Source organism: Bacteroides sp. MSK.18.37 (genome assembly GCF_019129155.2).
GTDB classification, from domain to species: Bacteria; Bacteroidota; Bacteroidia; order Bacteroidales; family Bacteroidaceae; genus Bacteroides; species Bacteroides ovatus.
Genome location: NZ_JAHOIB020000001.1, coordinates 124,112 through 142,766 on the forward strand (window position 1 = coordinate 124,112; position 18,655 = coordinate 142,766).

Here is an 18,655-nt window from a genome sequence, read left to right on the forward strand (position 1 = left end):
TCTATCAGGAATGTTATAATAAATAAACCCACATCTAATGTCACACTTGCCAACTTTGATTGCCGACCTTGCGCTGATATTAATATCGGCCAGTATCATAACCTTGTTGTTCAAATGGCTAAAACAGCCTTTAGTCTTAGGTTACATTATTGCCGGATTGCTGGCAGGTCCTTATATTAATATTTTCCCTACAGTAGGAGATATTGAGAATATCAATATATGGGCAGAAATAGGTGTTATATTCCTGCTCTTTGCACTCGGACTGGAGTTTAGTTTTAAGAAGCTCATGAATGTAGGTTCCACAGCTTTTATAACGGCTATCACCGAAGTAATCAGTATGTTGCTCATTGGATATTTGGTGGGACAATTATTAGGATGGGGCACTATGAATTCCATTTTCCTGGGGGGAATGTTGTCTATGTCGTCCACTACAATCATTATCAAAGCCTTCAATGATCTGGAATTGCGTAACCAACGTTTTACCGGTATCGTATTCGGTACTCTGGTAGTGGAAGACCTGATTGCTATCTTAATGATGGTGCTTCTTTCCACAATGGCAGTGAGTCAAGACTTTGTGGGTGAAGATTTGCTGATAAGTGTGCTCAAGGTCGTTTTCTTTTTAATCCTGTGGTTTCTCATAGGTATCTTCGTTATTCCGGCCTTTCTCAAAAAAGCAAAGAAGTTGATGAATAACGAAACTCTTCTGATTGTCTCTCTCGGTCTTTGTCTGGGAATGGTGGTATTGGCTACTTACACAGGTTTTTCAACAGCGCTAGGAGCATTTATCATGGGATCTATCCTTGCCGAAACCATCGAGGCCGAACATATCGAACATATCATACAACCGGTAAAAGATCTCTTCGGAGCTATCTTTTTCGTTTCGGTCGGTATGCTAGTGAATCCGGCTGTATTGGTAGAATACGCCTGGCCTGTCATCATCATTACACTGGTTACCATTATCGGCAAAGCCATTTTCTCTTCGTTTGGCGTACTCTTATCCGGAGAACCACTGAACACTTCCATCAAATCCGGATTCAGCCTGGCACAAATCGGAGAGTTTGCTTTCATTATTGCCGGACTGGGTGTTTCGCTCAAAGTGCTTGATCCGTTTATTTCACCTATCATTGTGGCTGTATCTGTTATTACCACTTTCACGACTCCTTACTTTATCCGTTTAGCCAATCCTTTTGCCGAATGGCTTTACAAAATATTGCCTACTAAAGTACAGGAGACATTAGATCGTTATGCTTCCGGCAAGAAGACCATGAACCACGATAGTGACTGGAAGAAATTACTAAAAAACATGATTGGGAGAGTTGTCATCTATAGCGTACTGCTCACTGCTATTTGGCTGCTGTCGATACAAATCATTTATCCCGCCATCAGCGAAATGTTTACTCCTATCACTATATGGATCAAACTGGTGATGTGTCTGGGTACTCTTCTGCTTATGACTCCTTTTTTATGGGCGCTCATCTCCAACAAATACAACTCTTCGGAATTATTCCTGAAGCTATGGAGAGACGAGAATTACAATCACGGACGCCTGGTTTCCCTGGTTCTGGGACGTGTATCTGTTGCTCTTTTCTTTATCACTAGTGTAGTCATCAGCTACTTTAAACTAAACTGGGGAATAAGTGTGATTATTGCCATAGCCGTAGTAGCATTGATTCTTATTCTTAGGGAAGACCTCACGCAATATTCACGATTGGAAACAAGATTCCTTGCCAATCTTAACCGACGGGAAGAGGTAGCTAAAAAACGGCACCCGCTAAAAACAAGTTTCAATAGCGAATTCAATGATAAAGACCTTGACTTGACATCTATCCTCGTATCGCCTTATTCCGATTACATCGGCAAGTCTTTAGGAGAACTTTCATTCAGGCAAAATTTTGGAGTAAATGTCGTCGCGATCACTCGTGGCGATCTGAACATATATATACCGAAAAGCTCTGAACACATCTATCCGCAGGATAAATTGACAGTAGTTGGTACAGATACGCAATTGCAGGAATTCAGAAATAGAATAGAAGATGTAAAAAATACATCAGATATGGATGCAGTGGATAAAAAGATAACTCTCCACTCTTTCACGGTAGACGAAGAATTCCGCTTTTTAAATCAGACCATCGCTCAGTCTCATTTAGGAGAGAAGCATGATAGCATTGTTGTAGCTATTGAACGAAATGACGAACTGATTACCTTGGATAAAGACACAACTTTCCAATTAGGGGATCTCGTCTGGATTGTAGGCAACCGGGAAAAGATTAGAGAAATACTGTACTTAACGTAATTTGTATCTAAGCCAGAATGGAATACAAAAGTAAAGTACACCCAATACAACAGCTTTAATGTTTTTGTACAGGCTGTATACTGCAATAAAGTTCTGATTCAAAATAAATACGTTACATATAAAGTCCAGATGAGGCTGAACTCAAAACTAAACTTGAAGTTCAGCCTCATCTGCTTTACTTATCTAACATTCTATTTACAAAGTGAGGACGCGTGAATGGCTTACTTGGTCCTACAGTTGGTTTAGCACTGCGCGTTTGTGATTTATTCTGTAAATCAAATACGGCAAACTCCTCATAAGACATTTGTGTACCCAAACTTCTTTCCATTATTTTATCATATATCGCTTTACGGGAAGGAGCATTAAATCCCTCGGTATTACTATTCATCATACTCTCTTCCGAAGGACGATACGCCCCTTTTATATAAGTACATGCCCCTTCAAATACTCCCAGTTTTTCTGACACATACCGATTATCATTCAAGAAAGCAGACCAAAGTACCTGAGATGGATCGGATGTAAAATCAACATTCTGCGCCCATCCTAATGTCTGCAGATACTGTACATTTTTTATTTCTTTAGAAGAAATAGTCCCATTTTCCTGATAAGCATACTCATCTTCCAATTTGGCAAAACCATGTCCAACAGCCTCGTGTACAAGTACCTGCCTGAAACTTTCACTTTGCAAATCGTATATCACCGGGCAATAAGCAATAGCAAACTCAACCACTTTCGTCTGATTAGTATAACCAAAATAAGTAGTTCCTGCATACGCAGGAGAATTTAGAATTACAACAGCCAATGTTTCACTCATATCTATATTATCCACGCATTGTACATAACGTTGTACAGCATTATCTTCACCGGAAATCCCCGTACTGTTTCCACCCGCCAGTTCACAACCAAGCGCTGTTTCATATCCTGTACCAAAAATATTGTGTTTCGAAACCGCAGTTACTGCATATACATTAAAATAATCTCGAAGTGACTTGATGGGTTCTTCCGTAAAAAGATTCTCAAAAGCTTTGTCCATAACCGCATCATAAGTTCCATCGTTAATTTCAGTATCTATAAATCCATCGCCCATAAGCACAATAGGAAGCCCTTTTCCCAACTTTGCTGTTTGCAGAACACGTACTTTTTTATCTGACGAATAATCAGTAGATTCACTAGCCACTTCCCCCCTTTGTATGATAGTAACCATCTCTACTACGATTGATTCCATATCAGTTACTTTCACAAAGTAGATATAGGCAGTACGGGAAACACCATCAGTATTAGGCAATACAGTCAGATTAAGCATGTAGGAAGAGGATGCACGAGTTTTTGTCTCCTGTGTCAGCCAAGTGCCAGTACCCAAAGAACCATAAATCAACAATTCATCTTCAGCTATATTCGTAGAGAATCTAATATCCAATTCCCCACCTTCAACAGATACATTATATATATTCTGCTCAAGATTCACAAATTCTGCCGATTCCTGCTCTATGGTAATGTCTTGCGTCAATGTCCCAGAAGTTAATGTAAGTGTTGCTGTACGTACATTTCCTGTTATATTCTCACTGATAGCAGTAAGCGTAATATTGCACGTACCCGCTTCTCCCGAAACCGGAGCGATTGTAAACCAATCCGCAACTGTACTCGCCTTCCATTCACGGGTACTCGTAAAACTGATTGTTACCTGCGAACCTTTAGCCGAACCCATCACGACATCTCCGACATTCTCTATCGAGAAGTTAGGATCTACTTCATCTTCAGTACAGGATACTATAAAAAACAAAAACAAGGGAAATAATAGAAGATAAATTGTTCTCATACCCATTACATGTTATTTTGTTATACCAAAGATAAGCTACATTTTCATTACCAGAAAATTTATTCGACAAATCGCCCTAAAAAAAAGACGTACGGACTTTTTTTTGAACTTTCCGATATAGAATAATAGTCATTCAGCAATTTTATTTCACCTCTTCAAAATCAACATGATATATCTATTAGCGACTTGCGTACATGTGTTGCAAATATAACGCAAATCCGAAAATAAGCATTCACAGGCAACAACAGTTCTTGCCCACAAAAATATGATATTCATAAACAACGGGATGTAAACGCATAAAAATCAAAAGAAAGCGGTTATTTTAACAGATTCTTCGGTTTTATCCTTACCTTTGTATGTGATATTGAGTTATTGTACTCGAACAATAATAAGAAAACCATGTAGATACATAACAAATTCAAATTATAAAACAATTTATTATATTGAATATATGTCAATATGGAGCAAACTTATAGGAATCAAGAAAACTGAGGACAGAAACAATGCCATCGGTAATAAAATTACATCTGTACCATTTAGTGCCCCAAACTATGCCATAGTAGATGTTGAAGTTGGCTTGAAAGATCATAAAATCCATGATATAGGGGCACTCCTACATGATGGCACGACATTCCATAAAACTTCCAAAGATGAATTGTTTAGTTTTCTTTGTGATATAGACTACATCTGCGGTCACAATATCATTCATCATGATGCCAAATATCTGTTCACGGATAAAACATGCCGCTGGATTTTAGTTGATACACTTTATGTCTCGCCTTTATTGTTCCCGGAACGCCCTTACCATAGGCTTGTGAAAGATGACAAACTGATTAGTGAACAGATGAACAATCCGGTGAACGATTGCAAGAAAGCAAACGACTTGTTACTGGACGAAATAGCATGCTGGAATTCATTGCCGAAAGAAAAGCGCATACTATTCGCATCGCTACTAAAGGGCAAAAAAGAGTTTGAGGGATTTCTCAGCATAATGAATGCGGAGTATATCAATGAAGGAATACCTGAACTTATAAAAAAACTGTATGCAGGAAAGATTTGCCAACATGCTGACCTTGACATGCTCATCGAACAATATCCATGCGGATTGGCATACGCATTGGCTCTAATTGATACTACTGATTACCGTTCCATCACTCCCGGATGGGTACTTTACAATTATCCGGAAGTGGAATTTATTGTAAAACTCCTGCGCCACACCAGTTGCCGGGAAGGCTGTGACTACTGCAATACGCAACTGGACGTGCTTCATAACTTAAAAGTATTTTTCGGATATGAACGCTTTCGAACATACGAAGGCGAGCCACTGCAAGAACAAGCAGCTCAAGCTGCGGTAAAAGGCAAATCGTTGTTGGCGATATTTCCTACTGGTGGAGGCAAATCACTTACCTTCCAGTTACCAGCACTCATGGCAGGACGTTCTGTACACGGGCTTACGGTTGTTATCTCCCCCTTACAGTCACTAATGAAAGACCAAGTAGACAACCTTGCCGACAGAGGCATCACGGATGCCGTGACCATAAATGGAATGTTAGACCCCATCACAAGAGCACTGTCCATACAAAGAGTACAAGACGGAGAAGCCTCACTTTTGTATATATCTCCCGAAATGCTTCGTTCAAAAACTATCGAGAAAATATTGATAGCACGCCACGTTGTAAGATTTGTGATAGACGAAGCGCATTGCTTTTCTTCATGGGGGCAGGATTTCAGGGTTGACTATCTCTACATAGGTAAATTCATCCGAGAATACCAGCAAAAGAAAAAATGCAAGAATCCAATACCCGTATCCTGCTTTACGGCTACGGCAAAACAAAAAGTAGTACAAGACATCTGCGACTATTTCAAACAAACATTGAATTTAGACTTAGAATTATTCGCATCAACAGCCTCAAGAACAAATCTGCGTTATTCCGTCATACATGCCGATAGTGACAATGATAAATATTTAAAGCTAAGAGAACTTGTGGCTGAATCCAATTGTCCGACAATCATTTACGTATCACGTACCAAACGGACTGAAGAACTGGCAACCAAATTGACTCGTGACGGTTATAAGGCACTACCTTTCAATGGTAAAATGGAATCAGATGAAAAAATTGCCAACCAAGATGCATTCATGAATGACCAAGTACACATCATCGTGGCTACGTCTGCATTTGGTATGGGAGTCGACAAAAAAGATGTCGGTCTTGTGGTACATTATGACATTTCCGATTCGCTGGAGAACTACGTTCAAGAAGCAGGTAGAGCCGGTCGTGATCCCAGCCTCAGCGCGCGTTGTTATGTGCTTTATAGTGACAATGATTTGGACAAGCATTTTATACTATTGAACCAAACAAAACTAAGCATCAGTGAAATACAACAGGTATGGAAAGCCATAAAAGACCTTACCAGACAACGTATGAAAGTCAGCTGTTCTGCATTGGAAATTGCCCGGCAGGCAGGATGGGACGATTCGGTATCTGATATTGAAACCCGTGTACGAACAGCATTAGCAGCTTTGGAACAAAGTGGATACTTGATAAGAGGAAATAATGTGCCTCACGTATATGCCACAGGCATCACGGTAAAGAATATGGATGAAGCAAGAAAGCGCATATCAATGTCATTGCTCTTCGACCGCGACGAAATAGAAAAGGCAGTCCGAATCATCAAATCATTGATATCCCAAAAACACATTGCCAAAGCCCAAGATTCAGAAGCAGAGTCGCGGATTGATTATCTGGCAGACATTTTGGGAATAAGCAAAAGAGAAGTTATATCCGTAGTGGAACGAATGCGACAAGAAGGCATATTGGCAGACAGCAAAGATATATCTGCTTATTTACTGGATGCAGGTGACTCGGAACGAAAGTCGCAAACACTCCTCGAACGTTTTGCAAAACTTGAACAATATATCCTCAACCATATTCCTGACGAATCTTTGCGAATATCATGCAAGCAACTGAATGACAATGCAGTAAACAACGGGATCAATACATCCAAAGAAAAAGATATTCGGACACTACTCTATTTCCTCACTGTCAAGGGCTATACCCGCAAAAAAGAGGATGCGGTTCGTAATATAGAAATAAGTCGTCAGGCAGACTTGGAATCAACCATCAAGCGTTTTGAAAAACGATTGGAAATTAGTCGTTTCGCCATAGAATGGCTATACAGGATCGCCTCAGATACGGAAACGGGAAATTCACCCAATAAGGCTATCCAATTTTCTGTAGTAGAACTTCTGAATCAAATAAAATCAAGCCCCCAATCCCTTTTCGGCGGACTTGATGACATTCAATTGGAAGACGTGGAAGAAGCACTTCTGTACTTATCAAAAATTGGTGCGCTAAAACTTGAAGGCGGTTTCCTGGTTCTTTATAACGCCATGAATATCCAAAGAATAAAGGACAACAAATCAAGATACAAGCAGGATGATTACCGGATGCTCAACGAATTCTACAAACAGAAGATTCAGCAAGTACATATTGTGGGCGAATATGCTAATCTGATGGTTAGGGATTACAATACAGCCCTGCGATATGTTCAAGACTATTTCCAAATGGATTACAGGAAGTTTGTTACAAAATACTTCAAAGGGGACAGAGTAAGCGAAATACAACGTAACTTGACGCCACAAAAATACAAGCAGTTGTTCGGGCAGCTATCCAAACGTCAAATGGAGATTATTTCCGATAAGGATTCACGTTGCATTGTGGTTGCAGCCGGACCAGGCAGCGGGAAAACACGAGTATTGGTTCACAAACTTGCCTCACTTCTGCTACTTGAAGACGTAAAACACGAGCAACTTCTGATGTTGACGTTTTCAAGGGCAGCGGCTACTGAATTCAAACAGAGACTCATGGAGTTGATAGGCAATGCAGCCCATTTTATTGAAATAAAGACATTCCACTCCTATTGTTTCGACCTTTTGGGGCGGATAGGAAATCTTGAAGATGCAAAAAGTGTCGTTGCAAAAGCAGCCGAAATGATCTGTCAAGGAGAAGTAGAGCCAAACAAAATAGGCAAGACGGTACTGGTCATAGACGAAGCTCAGGATATGGGAGTCGAAGAATATGCACTGTTAAGGGCCTTGATGGCCAACAACGAAGAAATGCGTGTGATAGCAGTGGGAGATGATGACCAAAACATCTATGAATTCCGTGGATCTGATTCCGACTATATGTACCGACTAACACAAGAAAACGGAAGTAAATTTGTCGAGATGACCGAAAATTACCGCAGTGCACACCATCCGGTGAATTTTGCCAACGGATTCTTGAGAACCATTGATAAAAGAATAAAAAGTACGCCAATTATCTCCATGAGAAAAGAAGAGGGTTGGGTCGAAGTAACACGCCATCAATCAAAGTATATGTATCAGCCACTCGTTGAAAAATTACTTCAACATAAAGACAAAGGCACTTCGTGTGTACTCACCCAAACAAACGAAGAGGCTGTTATCCTGATGGCTCTTTTGCGGAAACATGGCATAAATAGCAAATTAATACAGTCAATGAACGGTTTGCGCTTCTGGAATATGGCCGAAATAAGGTATCTCTTGCGGTATATAGACAAACGAGCAAAAGCCCCTCTAATTCCAGAAGAATTATGGGAGGAAGCCAAACATGCAACCTTTTCTGCTTATGATGGTAGTCTAAGTCTGACGTATGTAAAGCGTTGTGTAGAGCAGTTTGAACAAACCAACAAAGCAAAATACCTCTGTGACTTCAAAGAGTTTGTATTTGAATCATCGGTGGAAGACTTTTGTGATGTTTCAGGAGCAGAAGTAGTGGTATCAACCATTCATAAAGCCAAGGGTAGAGAGTTTGACGACGTGTATATACTAGTATCTGATAATTATTCAAAAGATGCCTATCTGATGCGCAAATACTATGTAGGAATAACTCGTGCGAAAAACCGGCTGTTTATACATACGAACGGTGACTGCTTTAATCGTTTAAGTACAGATCGATATTTTGTCGACCAACGACAGTATGACATGCCCGAAGAAATCGTACTACAGCTCTCACATAAAGATGTCTATCTAGGATTCTTCAAAGAACGTAAGCAGGAAGTTTTAGCATTAAGAGGTGGGGATTCTTTGAATTATAATGATTTCTTTTTGTATAGTTCATCAACTAATAAACCTGTAGCAAGGTTATCATTAAAAATGCAAGACACATTATCAGAGTGGGAAGAAAGAGGTTATAAGGTGAAATCCGCATCTGTACGGTTCGTTGTAGCATGGAAGCCCAAAGATGCACAAAAAAATGAATCAGAAACAGCTGTTCTTTTAGCAGATTTGGTTCTTTCTTTGTAAGTCAAGATAATTCCTGCGAAAGAAGTAGCTAACAAAGTAAATTGTACCCTAGGGAATAAGAAAAAGTGTCAATCTTATTAAAACATCAAAATGAAAAGCAACAGACTCTTTAAAAAGACTTACTTAGTTTACTCATATTTATCTATTTATCCTTAGTGAATGTAACCATAAACTCTTTGCATTTACGTTTATCCGGCCGAGTGGCTGCAACAGAATACGGACTATACTTCTCGTATATATCAAGTCCACGCCCCATTGAAATTACCCAACCATTGTCGGCCTTGATACAACGATCGTGAAATTCACGGAAATTATAATCAAACTCAATGCCATAGCCAATCATATCGTTTTTTATGTCATCCAGTTTATCTATGAGATCAGGTAACTTATCTTCTTCTTCATTGGTCACCAGATGCACTTTAAGGTCATCTACGTCGCGGGTATCAATGAGCATCGTCAGAAACTCCATGAGATTCTTTACTTGCCAACTTGTTCGGATGAACGGGTCTTCAATCGTGATTTCAGTTGCATCCTTAAGATATTCGGCAAAGAGAGACTGATAAGTGACCCCAGTCTGTCCTAAACGGAAGAACTGATTCTTTTCCTGTAAAGGAATGAATCTTTTGCGAGACTGTCGTTCTGAAGAAGGCTCTACTCGCATTGTTGTTTCAGTTCCTTCTTGGAAAAGCGGAATATCGCTATCATCCCAATTTGCCATAATAGTAGATTCTTGGTGAATATTGTTAGGGATGATAAATGCATTACTCACCTTCTCTAGAGTCTCCACATTAATTTCTACACCATCTTTCTCACGCACGTATCTGAACTTGGCAGGCTCTGCATTAAATGTCTCATCCACAATATATAACTGGTCTTTGACACGCTTACGGCTTTCGGCAGCAAAGTCTATCAACTCAAATGCCTCTTCGTCCGTCATGTTACCATCCGGATAAATCAACTTCACCATACCGGAAAATGTTTTCCGGATGGCCAAGTGATCACGTTCAGACAGGGAACCATCAAACTTAGCATAATCCTTCAATAATGCGGTCAAATCTTTATTGCGCAGTTCGTGCATAATGGCTGCTATGTAATCGGTAATCAGACCGTATCCTTTTGAGAAGCTATCTTTCTTCAGCATCCTAATCTCCCAACCCGGGTTGTAGAGGTGGATACGATCTAAAAAAGCTCCCTTGATAAACGAGGTAGGAATTGATTCAAAAAGATGGCTATTCTTTAGCATATAAGGAACCGTGTGCTTCGTATTACCCACAAAGCAAATAGAAGCGGAAGCCTCATGCGTACCCTTACCGCGGTTGAATGACTTATTGGCCAGATAATTTTGCATGGTATCAATCAATACCGCATCTACGGCGCGGCCTTTTTGCTGCTCAAATTCATCCCAAGCCACTACGTCCCAATAGCCTACCAATCCTAAAATCTCTTTATTACCACTCATCTTGACAAACAGTCGGGGACTGGTTACATCACCACCACTCACTAAAACACCGTATGGTGACAGTTCCTGAAAGACATGACTCTTACCGGTTCCTTTAGGTCCTAATTCCATAAAGTTGAAATTATTCTCAACATGAGGGAGTAGACGAGCTAACGTAATGAACTTCTCACGCCGATTTAAGGTGTCGGGGTTCAATCCAACGGTATGCATCATGAAGTCCAACCACTCCTCCGTGGTAAAGTTCTTGCGTTTATCTATATAATCTTGAACATCCACATTGGATATTTGTACAGGCTTCAGTGTTTGAATTTCCCAACGTACTTTAATATCTTCGCCTGATATATAGCCAATAGTGACGATACACCAAACGCCATTTCCTGATAAGAGCTTGGGATTGTTTGTCACATATTGAGTGCCAATAGGCACATTAGTAAGACCTAAGTTAGCAAAATGAGCTTGGTATTCGTCCGCTTTCTCATTGAGAGTAACAGTCACCTTATCAATGATACGATGGCGACCCTGCTCACGGATTTTACCCTTAATGACTTCTGACTCCGCGCGATGCACATAATTGTTTTGGATCACTTGTCTCACTTTTTCCAAGCCTTCTTCTATGGTCGCTTCGTCATCACAGGCGCAATACTGCCCAAGCAAATACTCCAATACGTATGTAGGTACAGGGAGTCCTCCCTTTACAAGAAAAGCCAAATCTTTGCGAACCACTTTACCTATGAAAGCATTCATTATTTTCTGTTGTAGTGTCATATCAAAAAACTTAATCACTAATACTTAAAAGTCTTGTTCTATCATTGTATTATTCTTCACCACTTCACGAATAAGTGGATTCAAACAGTCTTCTTCATCATACACACGTAGTTGTAGCATACCTGAATGTACTGAATGATTCAAGGTCAGCACAACCTCGTATACTCTATTATTCAAATTGATCGTATCAGCACTGTCAAGCGTAATGGTTTGCTTTCCGGTTACAGGTGTATCGCCTTGATACACTTGACAAACGACCTTACGTTCAACGACCGTCATGGAAACCGCTTCGCTTTGTATCAATTGAAATTTCAATCTACTGCTTACCATCACGAGATTGTGATCAACCAATGCCACACCCACTTTATTAGTCTTATCAGAGCGTTTCTGCGAACTATGAATCACGGGAATAAGCATTTCCTGCAAGGTCGCTCCGCCATGGGCAAAGCTGTATCCACCAGAAGCAGCCAAACGGTTGGTACCCATAGGTACTCCTATATATATAGGAGTCTCGGCTTTCATACCCGACACTTTGTCCAATGACATTGTTACCACCCCTTCTTGCACGCTAACTTGATCACTCACGTAGTAACGCGTTTTCTTCTCGATAATACCCGCAACCGTCACCGCATGTTTATCCTTCTCTGCAAATTCCACGTCATTGTAGAGAAAACCATGGTCAGCTGTCAGCACAACATTCGTCACATTCCAAGAGGCATGAAGGCGACGAATCAGCACAGCGAGCTGTTCAATAGCCTTGCGACAAGCCGCAATTACATCTCCGGCTCCAGCCCCATGGCTAGCAGCGTCAATTGTATCATGGAAAATATAGACTAATGGACGTTTAAATAGTTCGCGTGCAGTTTTTACATCTGCTTTGATTACAGTTTCATAGTCTACACAACAAGCACTTTCTTTGTATTTTGCCACCTGTGCCGAACGGCTCTCTAATGTGTCTAATACTTCACCATCTACCAGCATTTCTTTGTTCTTCCATATCAACGAGGTATGAGGTAGAAGAGCCGGCTTGCAGTATTTGGTTTCAGTAGGCAGCATGGCCCGATAAGCAGATAACTTTGCTATATGTTTCTCTTTAGCCAGTTCCTGCATCAATTCTGCCGCCACTTCATAGCGTAGCGCATCAGAAATGATTACTACCTGCTTACTGTTGCTGACACATTCATTTGCATAAAAATCCTCTTGTTTTTTCAACGACAGGTCGTTAAAGTAGTTCCCTTTTTCTATCACACAGGTCATCCATTCCAGATTGAAAACATTAACCATACGTGCATACTCTCCGTCAAACTGTTGTTTCAGTCCATTCAAACAAGTAAGTATAGGAACATCCTTTGACAACAATTCATGATATTCTTCCAATGCACAACGATAGAAGGTGTCAAGCCTGTACAAGTCATTCGTATAGAGTTGCACATAAGCTTCCGGAGTATTCAACTTCAGGCTGCCCAGTCCTCTTACCATTTCATAATAAAAGGCCATTTGCATCAAGAAGCTTATAGCTTGTTGAAGCACACTATCGGCAGGAAGTTTTTGGGAAAGCAAACGCAAACGTTCTTGCATTCCTGCAGGTTCTGTCACAAGTTTGCTACCGGCAATTTCTTGCAATATAGGCCAACCTAATTCTTCCGTCAAGTAATAGAAGGAGGCATCCATACCATAAATAGTAGTCAGCTCCCTTTCACGAATATCAGCACCTAGTTCTTTCATCACTTTCATGAATTTATCTACAAACTCCCGGTCACGTGTGCCCAGTTCATAGATACGATTCATTTGTTCAAGTGCTATACTGCTCTTTATTTTGTAAGCCTTATAGGGGTCATCGGCAATCACATCAAGAAGTTGGGTGATGCTGTTATACTTCAAACTCTCTACCAACTCTTTCACCTTCTCCTCTTGATTAGGTTTGTAACTGAATCCAAATATCTTAGTCAAACGCTCATCCACCGCTGTCTTGGCATCCTTGTTTCGTTCCAACTTATGATAGAAATCCAACCGTTTCTTATTTTCTGAATCCAATCCGAGTATGAACATTCTTATGATGATGTTTTCCCATTCTAAGAGTCTCTTTTCACCCAGATAAGAAGAAATAAAACCGCGGACTACTACATCCTCACTGAATGCTTCCGGCGTAAACCGGTCTTTCAGCATTGCATTTATCTTATTCGACATCAATTCACCGATATGGCGGCTGATAAAGGCGCGATATTTCTCAGGAAGTTTATATTGTTGCATGAACGCGGCATAATCTTCCTCTTTATATTCCATGTTAGCTTTCAGCATGTCCATAAGAGGGAATCTGAGCTGTTGTTCCTCACTTATGGGATAGGTGCCTAATGGGAAGAGTAATACCACACGTTTCTCTTTCCATGCGTATTCAATGTTATATTTAGTGTTGAACCAAGCTCCATCAAATACTTTATAGATATATTCAGTTTCCCACGAACAGTCTGCCAAATCATTCATAATGATATTCGCCTTGTCGAAGATGAAAAGCACATGCAACTGCGGGTTACGCTGAAAATAACTGTATATTCTTTCTTGAGTCATAATGATTGCTTCTTTTTATACTTTTGATTCATATCAAAAGGGTTATCGGGAATGGTTCGCTCCAAATACCCAGCTTCTACTAATTCGGTAACATATCTTTTGATATTACTATTATGATATTTCACTCCTACCCTCTCAAGTATCTCCCGACTACTTCTCGGTACACTACAAAAGTTTACTATATCCTTTTGTTTATTGGTAAGTTTCATCTGATGAGTGTTAGGGCATTCATCAAAAGTGTTAGGGGTAGTGTCTGAGTGCTCCGAAAAAGTGTTAGGGCATTCATCGGAAGTGTTAGGGGTAGTGTCTGAATGCTCTGAAAAAGTGTTAGGGGTAGTGTCAGAGTCAGCTAGATTACTATCCAAGTCTTTGTTTCTCTTTATGGTAGTTAGAAACTCATGTATCCGTTCATCATTCGTAAACTCTACTTGCACCCCTTCTTCCAAGGCACGTTGAATACCACTACCTGCACCTGTATAGGGAAGAAGATAGATAGCATTGTTAAAAAGGAAGTTGTTACGGGGCATCGAGGTGCCATTGGTAATATCTTCTACTTGCAAGCCGTTAGGTAACGTGCCCGGGCTGTGAATTTCCACTCTGTTATCAAAGATAAAGATACGTATGGGAGCTTTCCAATTCAGCGAACGATGGACCAGTGCATTTACAACAAACTCCATCAAGCTCACGTATGGAATCTCAAGCTCGCCCAATGAATTGAACTCTTTTTCCACTTGTACATTCTTGAGGTTGCGAGTGAAGAAAGACATAATGGTCTCAAATTGATGCAGAAGATTTCCTTCCATTACTGCATCGTTCACCTTGTCTCGAAAGACCTTGCCTCCAATTGAATTACCTACATAGCTGATGCATTTCGCTGTCATCACAGGCAACCAACGCTGGGTGTACTTACCAAACAGCAATATGGCAGCCACTGTAAGACTCCCATCCGGACGGATAAAACGCAGGTTGCGCATCAGTTTATTAAGATCATGTCCTTTGGCAATCGCATTGGCTATCTCATCAAGTGACGCTTCCTGCAAAGCATCGCCAATCATTCCTTTTTTCTCCAATACCATAGCAAAACGGTTTTGCAGGAACTGCTTGATAGTGCCTTCATCCAAATCATCCAACGTGGCATCTCTAACGGCGGCTTCATCGGGAGTAAAGCTACCACACTCAGTCATCATCTCCGCCAACTCTGCATTATCGAAAACCTTACGCTTATCCGCTCCATTTTTCATCCACACGATACCTTTATTGTCATGGTAGGGCTTGTTAATTCCTTCCTTAATAGTAGCTATCACTACACTGCCACCTTCAACGCTGATCGTATCTATCTCAAGTAGGATATTGGGTACCACATTCTCCGAAGCCATATTGCTCAGTAGATTGGTGGTTTCCTGCACTTCGGCATACGACAACGGATTAAAAGCTCCTGTCTTGTCGTTGATACCAATGACAAGTTGCCCTCCGCGAGCATTACTCATGGCAACCAGCTCGCAACCTATATCATATTTATCCAAGATACGTTCTTTGAACTGTACCTTGCTCACTTCGCCGAGGTCTCTGAGTTTCTGTATATCTTCTGTGGTCATTGTTACAATAAAATTATAGAAGGCTGATGAGATACTGTCGATTACTATCACTCAACCAATTACTTGTTATATATTCCTTGAGTTTATTCCTGTATACTTCGTTTTTAAAGAATCGTTCTCTCTTTTCTTGGTTAAATTTCAAAATCCAATCAACCTCTACCTTTTCAGGCGACATATATTCATCTGGAGAAAGAAAGAATTGCATACAATCATTTGAAATAGCAAATTCGTCTATTATTCCATGGAGATTAGCAAATATAGAATCCTTCCTTATCTTAGCAAGAATATAACAATAGTTTTCATTGATACTATTTTTATCTTTCTCAAATAGTTCTTTAAATCTGCTGATTGTAGGAATTTGAATAGCATTATGAAACACAAAGTAGATATAATACCAGAAATCTTCAATATTTTCCAAACAATAATCCAATATTGTGTCTTTTAATGACTCCGAACAAATAGGATATAGTAACATAAGAACTTTATCTTCATGATTCTGCTTAAGAGTATCCATGCGAATATCGCTAAATACTAATTCATTTTTCTTTAATATAATAGCCAATTGTCGAATGCTTTCTCTGTAATATTCTGCATCATGAGAATTATAAAGCATTTGGCTTATCAGTTTATCTGCAAAATCACTAGATGGTGAGTATTGTCGTATAAGATTATTAATGGTTTCATGACCTATTTGAAATTCAAATCTCCAATATTTCAATAATACTTTATACAATGTCTCTGCATCTACTTCGTTAATATGTGATTTAGAGATAATGAGAAAAAGATTGCATAAGGGATTATAAAAAAACAGATCAGATTTATACAAATACTGACAATCGACGCCTAAACCATTAAGGCATAAATTTAGGTATTCAACACCAGAAGTATCAAATTCTAAATTCATTATGTCGTATCCTTTAAAAATTGATATCAATTGTTTATGGTCTACATCAAATATCAGCATTTCAAGCATAAATGAATCAAGTAATTTGATTTTTGTTGAACACAATTTCCCACCAAACATTTTGCTAGTTGGCGTAGCAAAACTATTCAATATACCCAATGCTGTATTATTGCAAACTGATTTAAAATGTTCGTTATTATCACATATTATATAATTAGCCCAAGAGAATATACTTTCGCGTTGATAGAGTGACATTAGAACGAGGATGTTGCTATTAATGGAGCACCCCCCTTTCTCAGCAGACTTTCTCTGCTGAAAAATTTCTTCTTTAAGTTTATCAGTTTCCACAACACGACTTCCAATAAATCTATATGATATTAAGTCTTGAAATATTTTCTTAATCTCTAAATCTATTGGGAGTTTATTTAAAATATCTTCTAAATCCGAAGTATAGGCTAAATGAAGTTCTTTATCAGAATTGAAACTATCGTCTTGCAACTGCTGATATCTAACGCCATTTCGTATAGACCATATATTATATCTACAAATGAAATATAAGATATACTTTTGACGATTCCAATATAAAGGTAATAATTTTACATATTGTTTATAAGCCTCCCAATAATCCCCTAATAAATATAAGGTAAACGGAAATTCTAAATCTTCAATAGTATATTGAATGGATTGAGTGCGCAAGACCTTTAGCCGTTCACATGTCTTGAGTTGATCAAAATTATGCAAGAAAGTCATAGTGTTTGGTAGAATATAATTATCTATATTCTTGCAGAACTTATCATCAAGTATCTCAATTCCATCTATTTCATATAAATAGTTATAGTACGCCATTTTTAGCAACGATCTTAAATCAATATTTTGATGAAAGATTAGGAATTGACGTTTCCGTTGGTTAGACTGTAGCTGTTTTGCTAAATCCTTAAAATAGGGCAAGTATGTTTGTAATCCGCTTGAATGTATATTCCAGAACATGCTTTTGTAATTTGGAAAAAAATATTTTAGCCCATCACCAAAAGAATGAAGTTCCTTGCTATATGACATAATACGGGTATATATGTAGCTAGCAAGGTCATTTTTGGATATGGGACTATAGTTTTTTATTGCAAATAAGATTTTATCTGTAAGAAGTCCAATTCCACTTAGAGAACATTCCGGATAATCAGAGCCATTGATTGAATCTATATCATTCTCGCTGAAATATAATACATTAATACCTTTTTTTTCAAAGTACTGTTTTGTTATAGAATCGGGTTCTTCACATGATAAGAGATATGCTCTCTGTATGTTTTCGGATAAAATACCTTTTAACTCGTTTAAAATCATTTTGAGATTTAAATCCGCAAAAGAGAAACCTACAAACAATACAAGTTTACTAGCAAATAGTGAAAGCACGAAGGCACGAATAAGAGGAAAATTATTTGAATAATTATAATAATCCGTTTCTGTAAGAACAATATTATCTGTTGCATAATCACCATGCATCTTCACAAGAGCATTAGGATGTACCATTTGCGGTATATCTTTATCTTCTCTTACTACAGCATATTGTATGAATTCATTAATAAGTTCTTGTTCGATTAGGTCATCATAATTAGTAGTTACCATATGACATGGTTTAAGCGCTAAAATTCTTTTATGCAATGGATTGGGAACAGCCTTATTATAAAGTAAAACTTCTTTTACTTTATCCATATACTCTTTGTGACCTCTTGCATCTTTATACAGTTGAGCCACCTTCAGCGCATCCATATCGTTAGCAAGTTTATCAGGTAACTCAGACTTCATCGTTTTAATAAGGTCGTTCCATGTCGGAATACCGGAGTTTCTTGAAACCCCAGCACCAACAAATACGACCAAACGATTTTCACGGCTTGCTTTTTGTATATGTAACAAATTAGAAAATTGCTGTTTATCCAT

Annotated in this window: 7 protein-coding genes; 2 read left to right on the forward strand and 5 right to left on the reverse strand. The window is 39.1% G+C overall.

Annotated elements, in window-relative coordinates:
- Positions 1-37: 37 nt before the first annotated feature.
- A complete protein-coding gene (locus KSX81_RS00460) occupies positions 38-2,293 on the forward strand; it encodes a cation:proton antiporter (RefSeq protein ID WP_004302157.1) in 2,256 nt (751 codons plus the stop codon).
- A gap of 175 nt (positions 2,294-2,468) precedes the next feature.
- Here the strand turns inward: KSX81_RS00460 and KSX81_RS00465 are convergent, their stop codons facing one another.
- The gene (locus KSX81_RS00465; protein WP_004302155.1) at positions 2,469-4,115 is read right to left on the reverse strand and encodes a M64 family metallopeptidase; all 1,647 of its coding nucleotides are present in this window, start codon (positions 4,113-4,115) and stop codon (positions 2,469-2,471) included.
- A gap of 445 nt (positions 4,116-4,560) precedes the next feature.
- Between KSX81_RS00465 and KSX81_RS00470 the strand changes: the two genes are divergently transcribed.
- On the forward strand, positions 4,561-9,435 hold the full coding sequence (locus KSX81_RS00470) for a RecQ family ATP-dependent DNA helicase (protein WP_217725663.1): 4,875 nt from the start codon (positions 4,561-4,563) through the stop codon (positions 9,433-9,435).
- Positions 9,436-9,577: 142 nt separating this feature from the next.
- On the opposite strand, the gene brxL is transcribed toward KSX81_RS00470, so the two are convergent.
- Genes brxL through KSX81_RS00490 form a run of 4 tightly spaced genes read right to left on the reverse strand, consistent with a single transcriptional unit; the run spans position 9,578 to position 18,655 of the window.
- Positions 9,578-11,659, reverse strand: coding sequence for a BREX system Lon protease-like protein BrxL (gene brxL, locus KSX81_RS00475; protein ID WP_217725664.1), 2,082 nt, complete (start codon positions 11,657-11,659; stop codon positions 9,578-9,580).
- Positions 11,660-11,683: 24 nt separating this feature from the next.
- Positions 11,684-14,224 carry a BREX-1 system phosphatase PglZ type A gene (gene pglZ / locus KSX81_RS00480; RefSeq protein WP_217725665.1) on the reverse strand — a complete coding sequence of 847 codons (2,541 nt, stop codon included), beginning with the start codon at positions 14,222-14,224 and terminating at the stop codon, positions 11,684-11,686.
- The gene (locus KSX81_RS00485; protein ID WP_217725666.1) at positions 14,221-15,819 is read right to left on the reverse strand and encodes an RNA-binding domain-containing protein; all 1,599 of its coding nucleotides are present in this window, start codon (positions 15,817-15,819) and stop codon (positions 14,221-14,223) included. Before KSX81_RS00485 ends, pglZ begins: the two co-directional genes overlap by 4 nt.
- Before the next feature lie 13 nt (positions 15,820-15,832).
- A complete protein-coding gene (locus KSX81_RS00490) occupies positions 15,833-18,655 on the reverse strand; it encodes an SIR2 family protein (protein WP_217725667.1) in 2,823 nt (940 codons plus the stop codon).

What these genes read in the sequence shown, in the direction of transcription:
- pglZ (WP_217725665.1), bottom strand. Translation starts at nt 14,224, where the DNA reads ATGACTCAAGAAAGAATATACAGTTATTTTCAGCGTAACCCGCAGTTG.
- KSX81_RS00490 (WP_217725667.1), bottom strand. Translation starts at nt 18,655, where the DNA reads ATGGATAAACAGCAATTTTCTAATTTGTTACATATACAAAAAGCAAGC.
- brxL (WP_217725664.1), bottom strand. Translation starts at nt 11,659, where the DNA reads ATGACACTACAACAGAAAATAATGAATGCTTTCATAGGTAAAGTGGTT.
- KSX81_RS00460 (WP_004302157.1), top strand. Translation starts at nt 38, where the DNA reads ATGTCACACTTGCCAACTTTGATTGCCGACCTTGCGCTGATATTAATA.
- KSX81_RS00485 (WP_217725666.1), bottom strand. Translation starts at nt 15,819, where the DNA reads ATGACCACAGAAGATATACAGAAACTCAGAGACCTCGGCGAAGTGAGC.
- KSX81_RS00470 (WP_217725663.1), top strand. Translation starts at nt 4,561, where the DNA reads ATGTCAATATGGAGCAAACTTATAGGAATCAAGAAAACTGAGGACAGA.
- KSX81_RS00465 (WP_004302155.1), bottom strand. Translation starts at nt 4,115, where the DNA reads ATGGGTATGAGAACAATTTATCTTCTATTATTTCCCTTGTTTTTGTTT.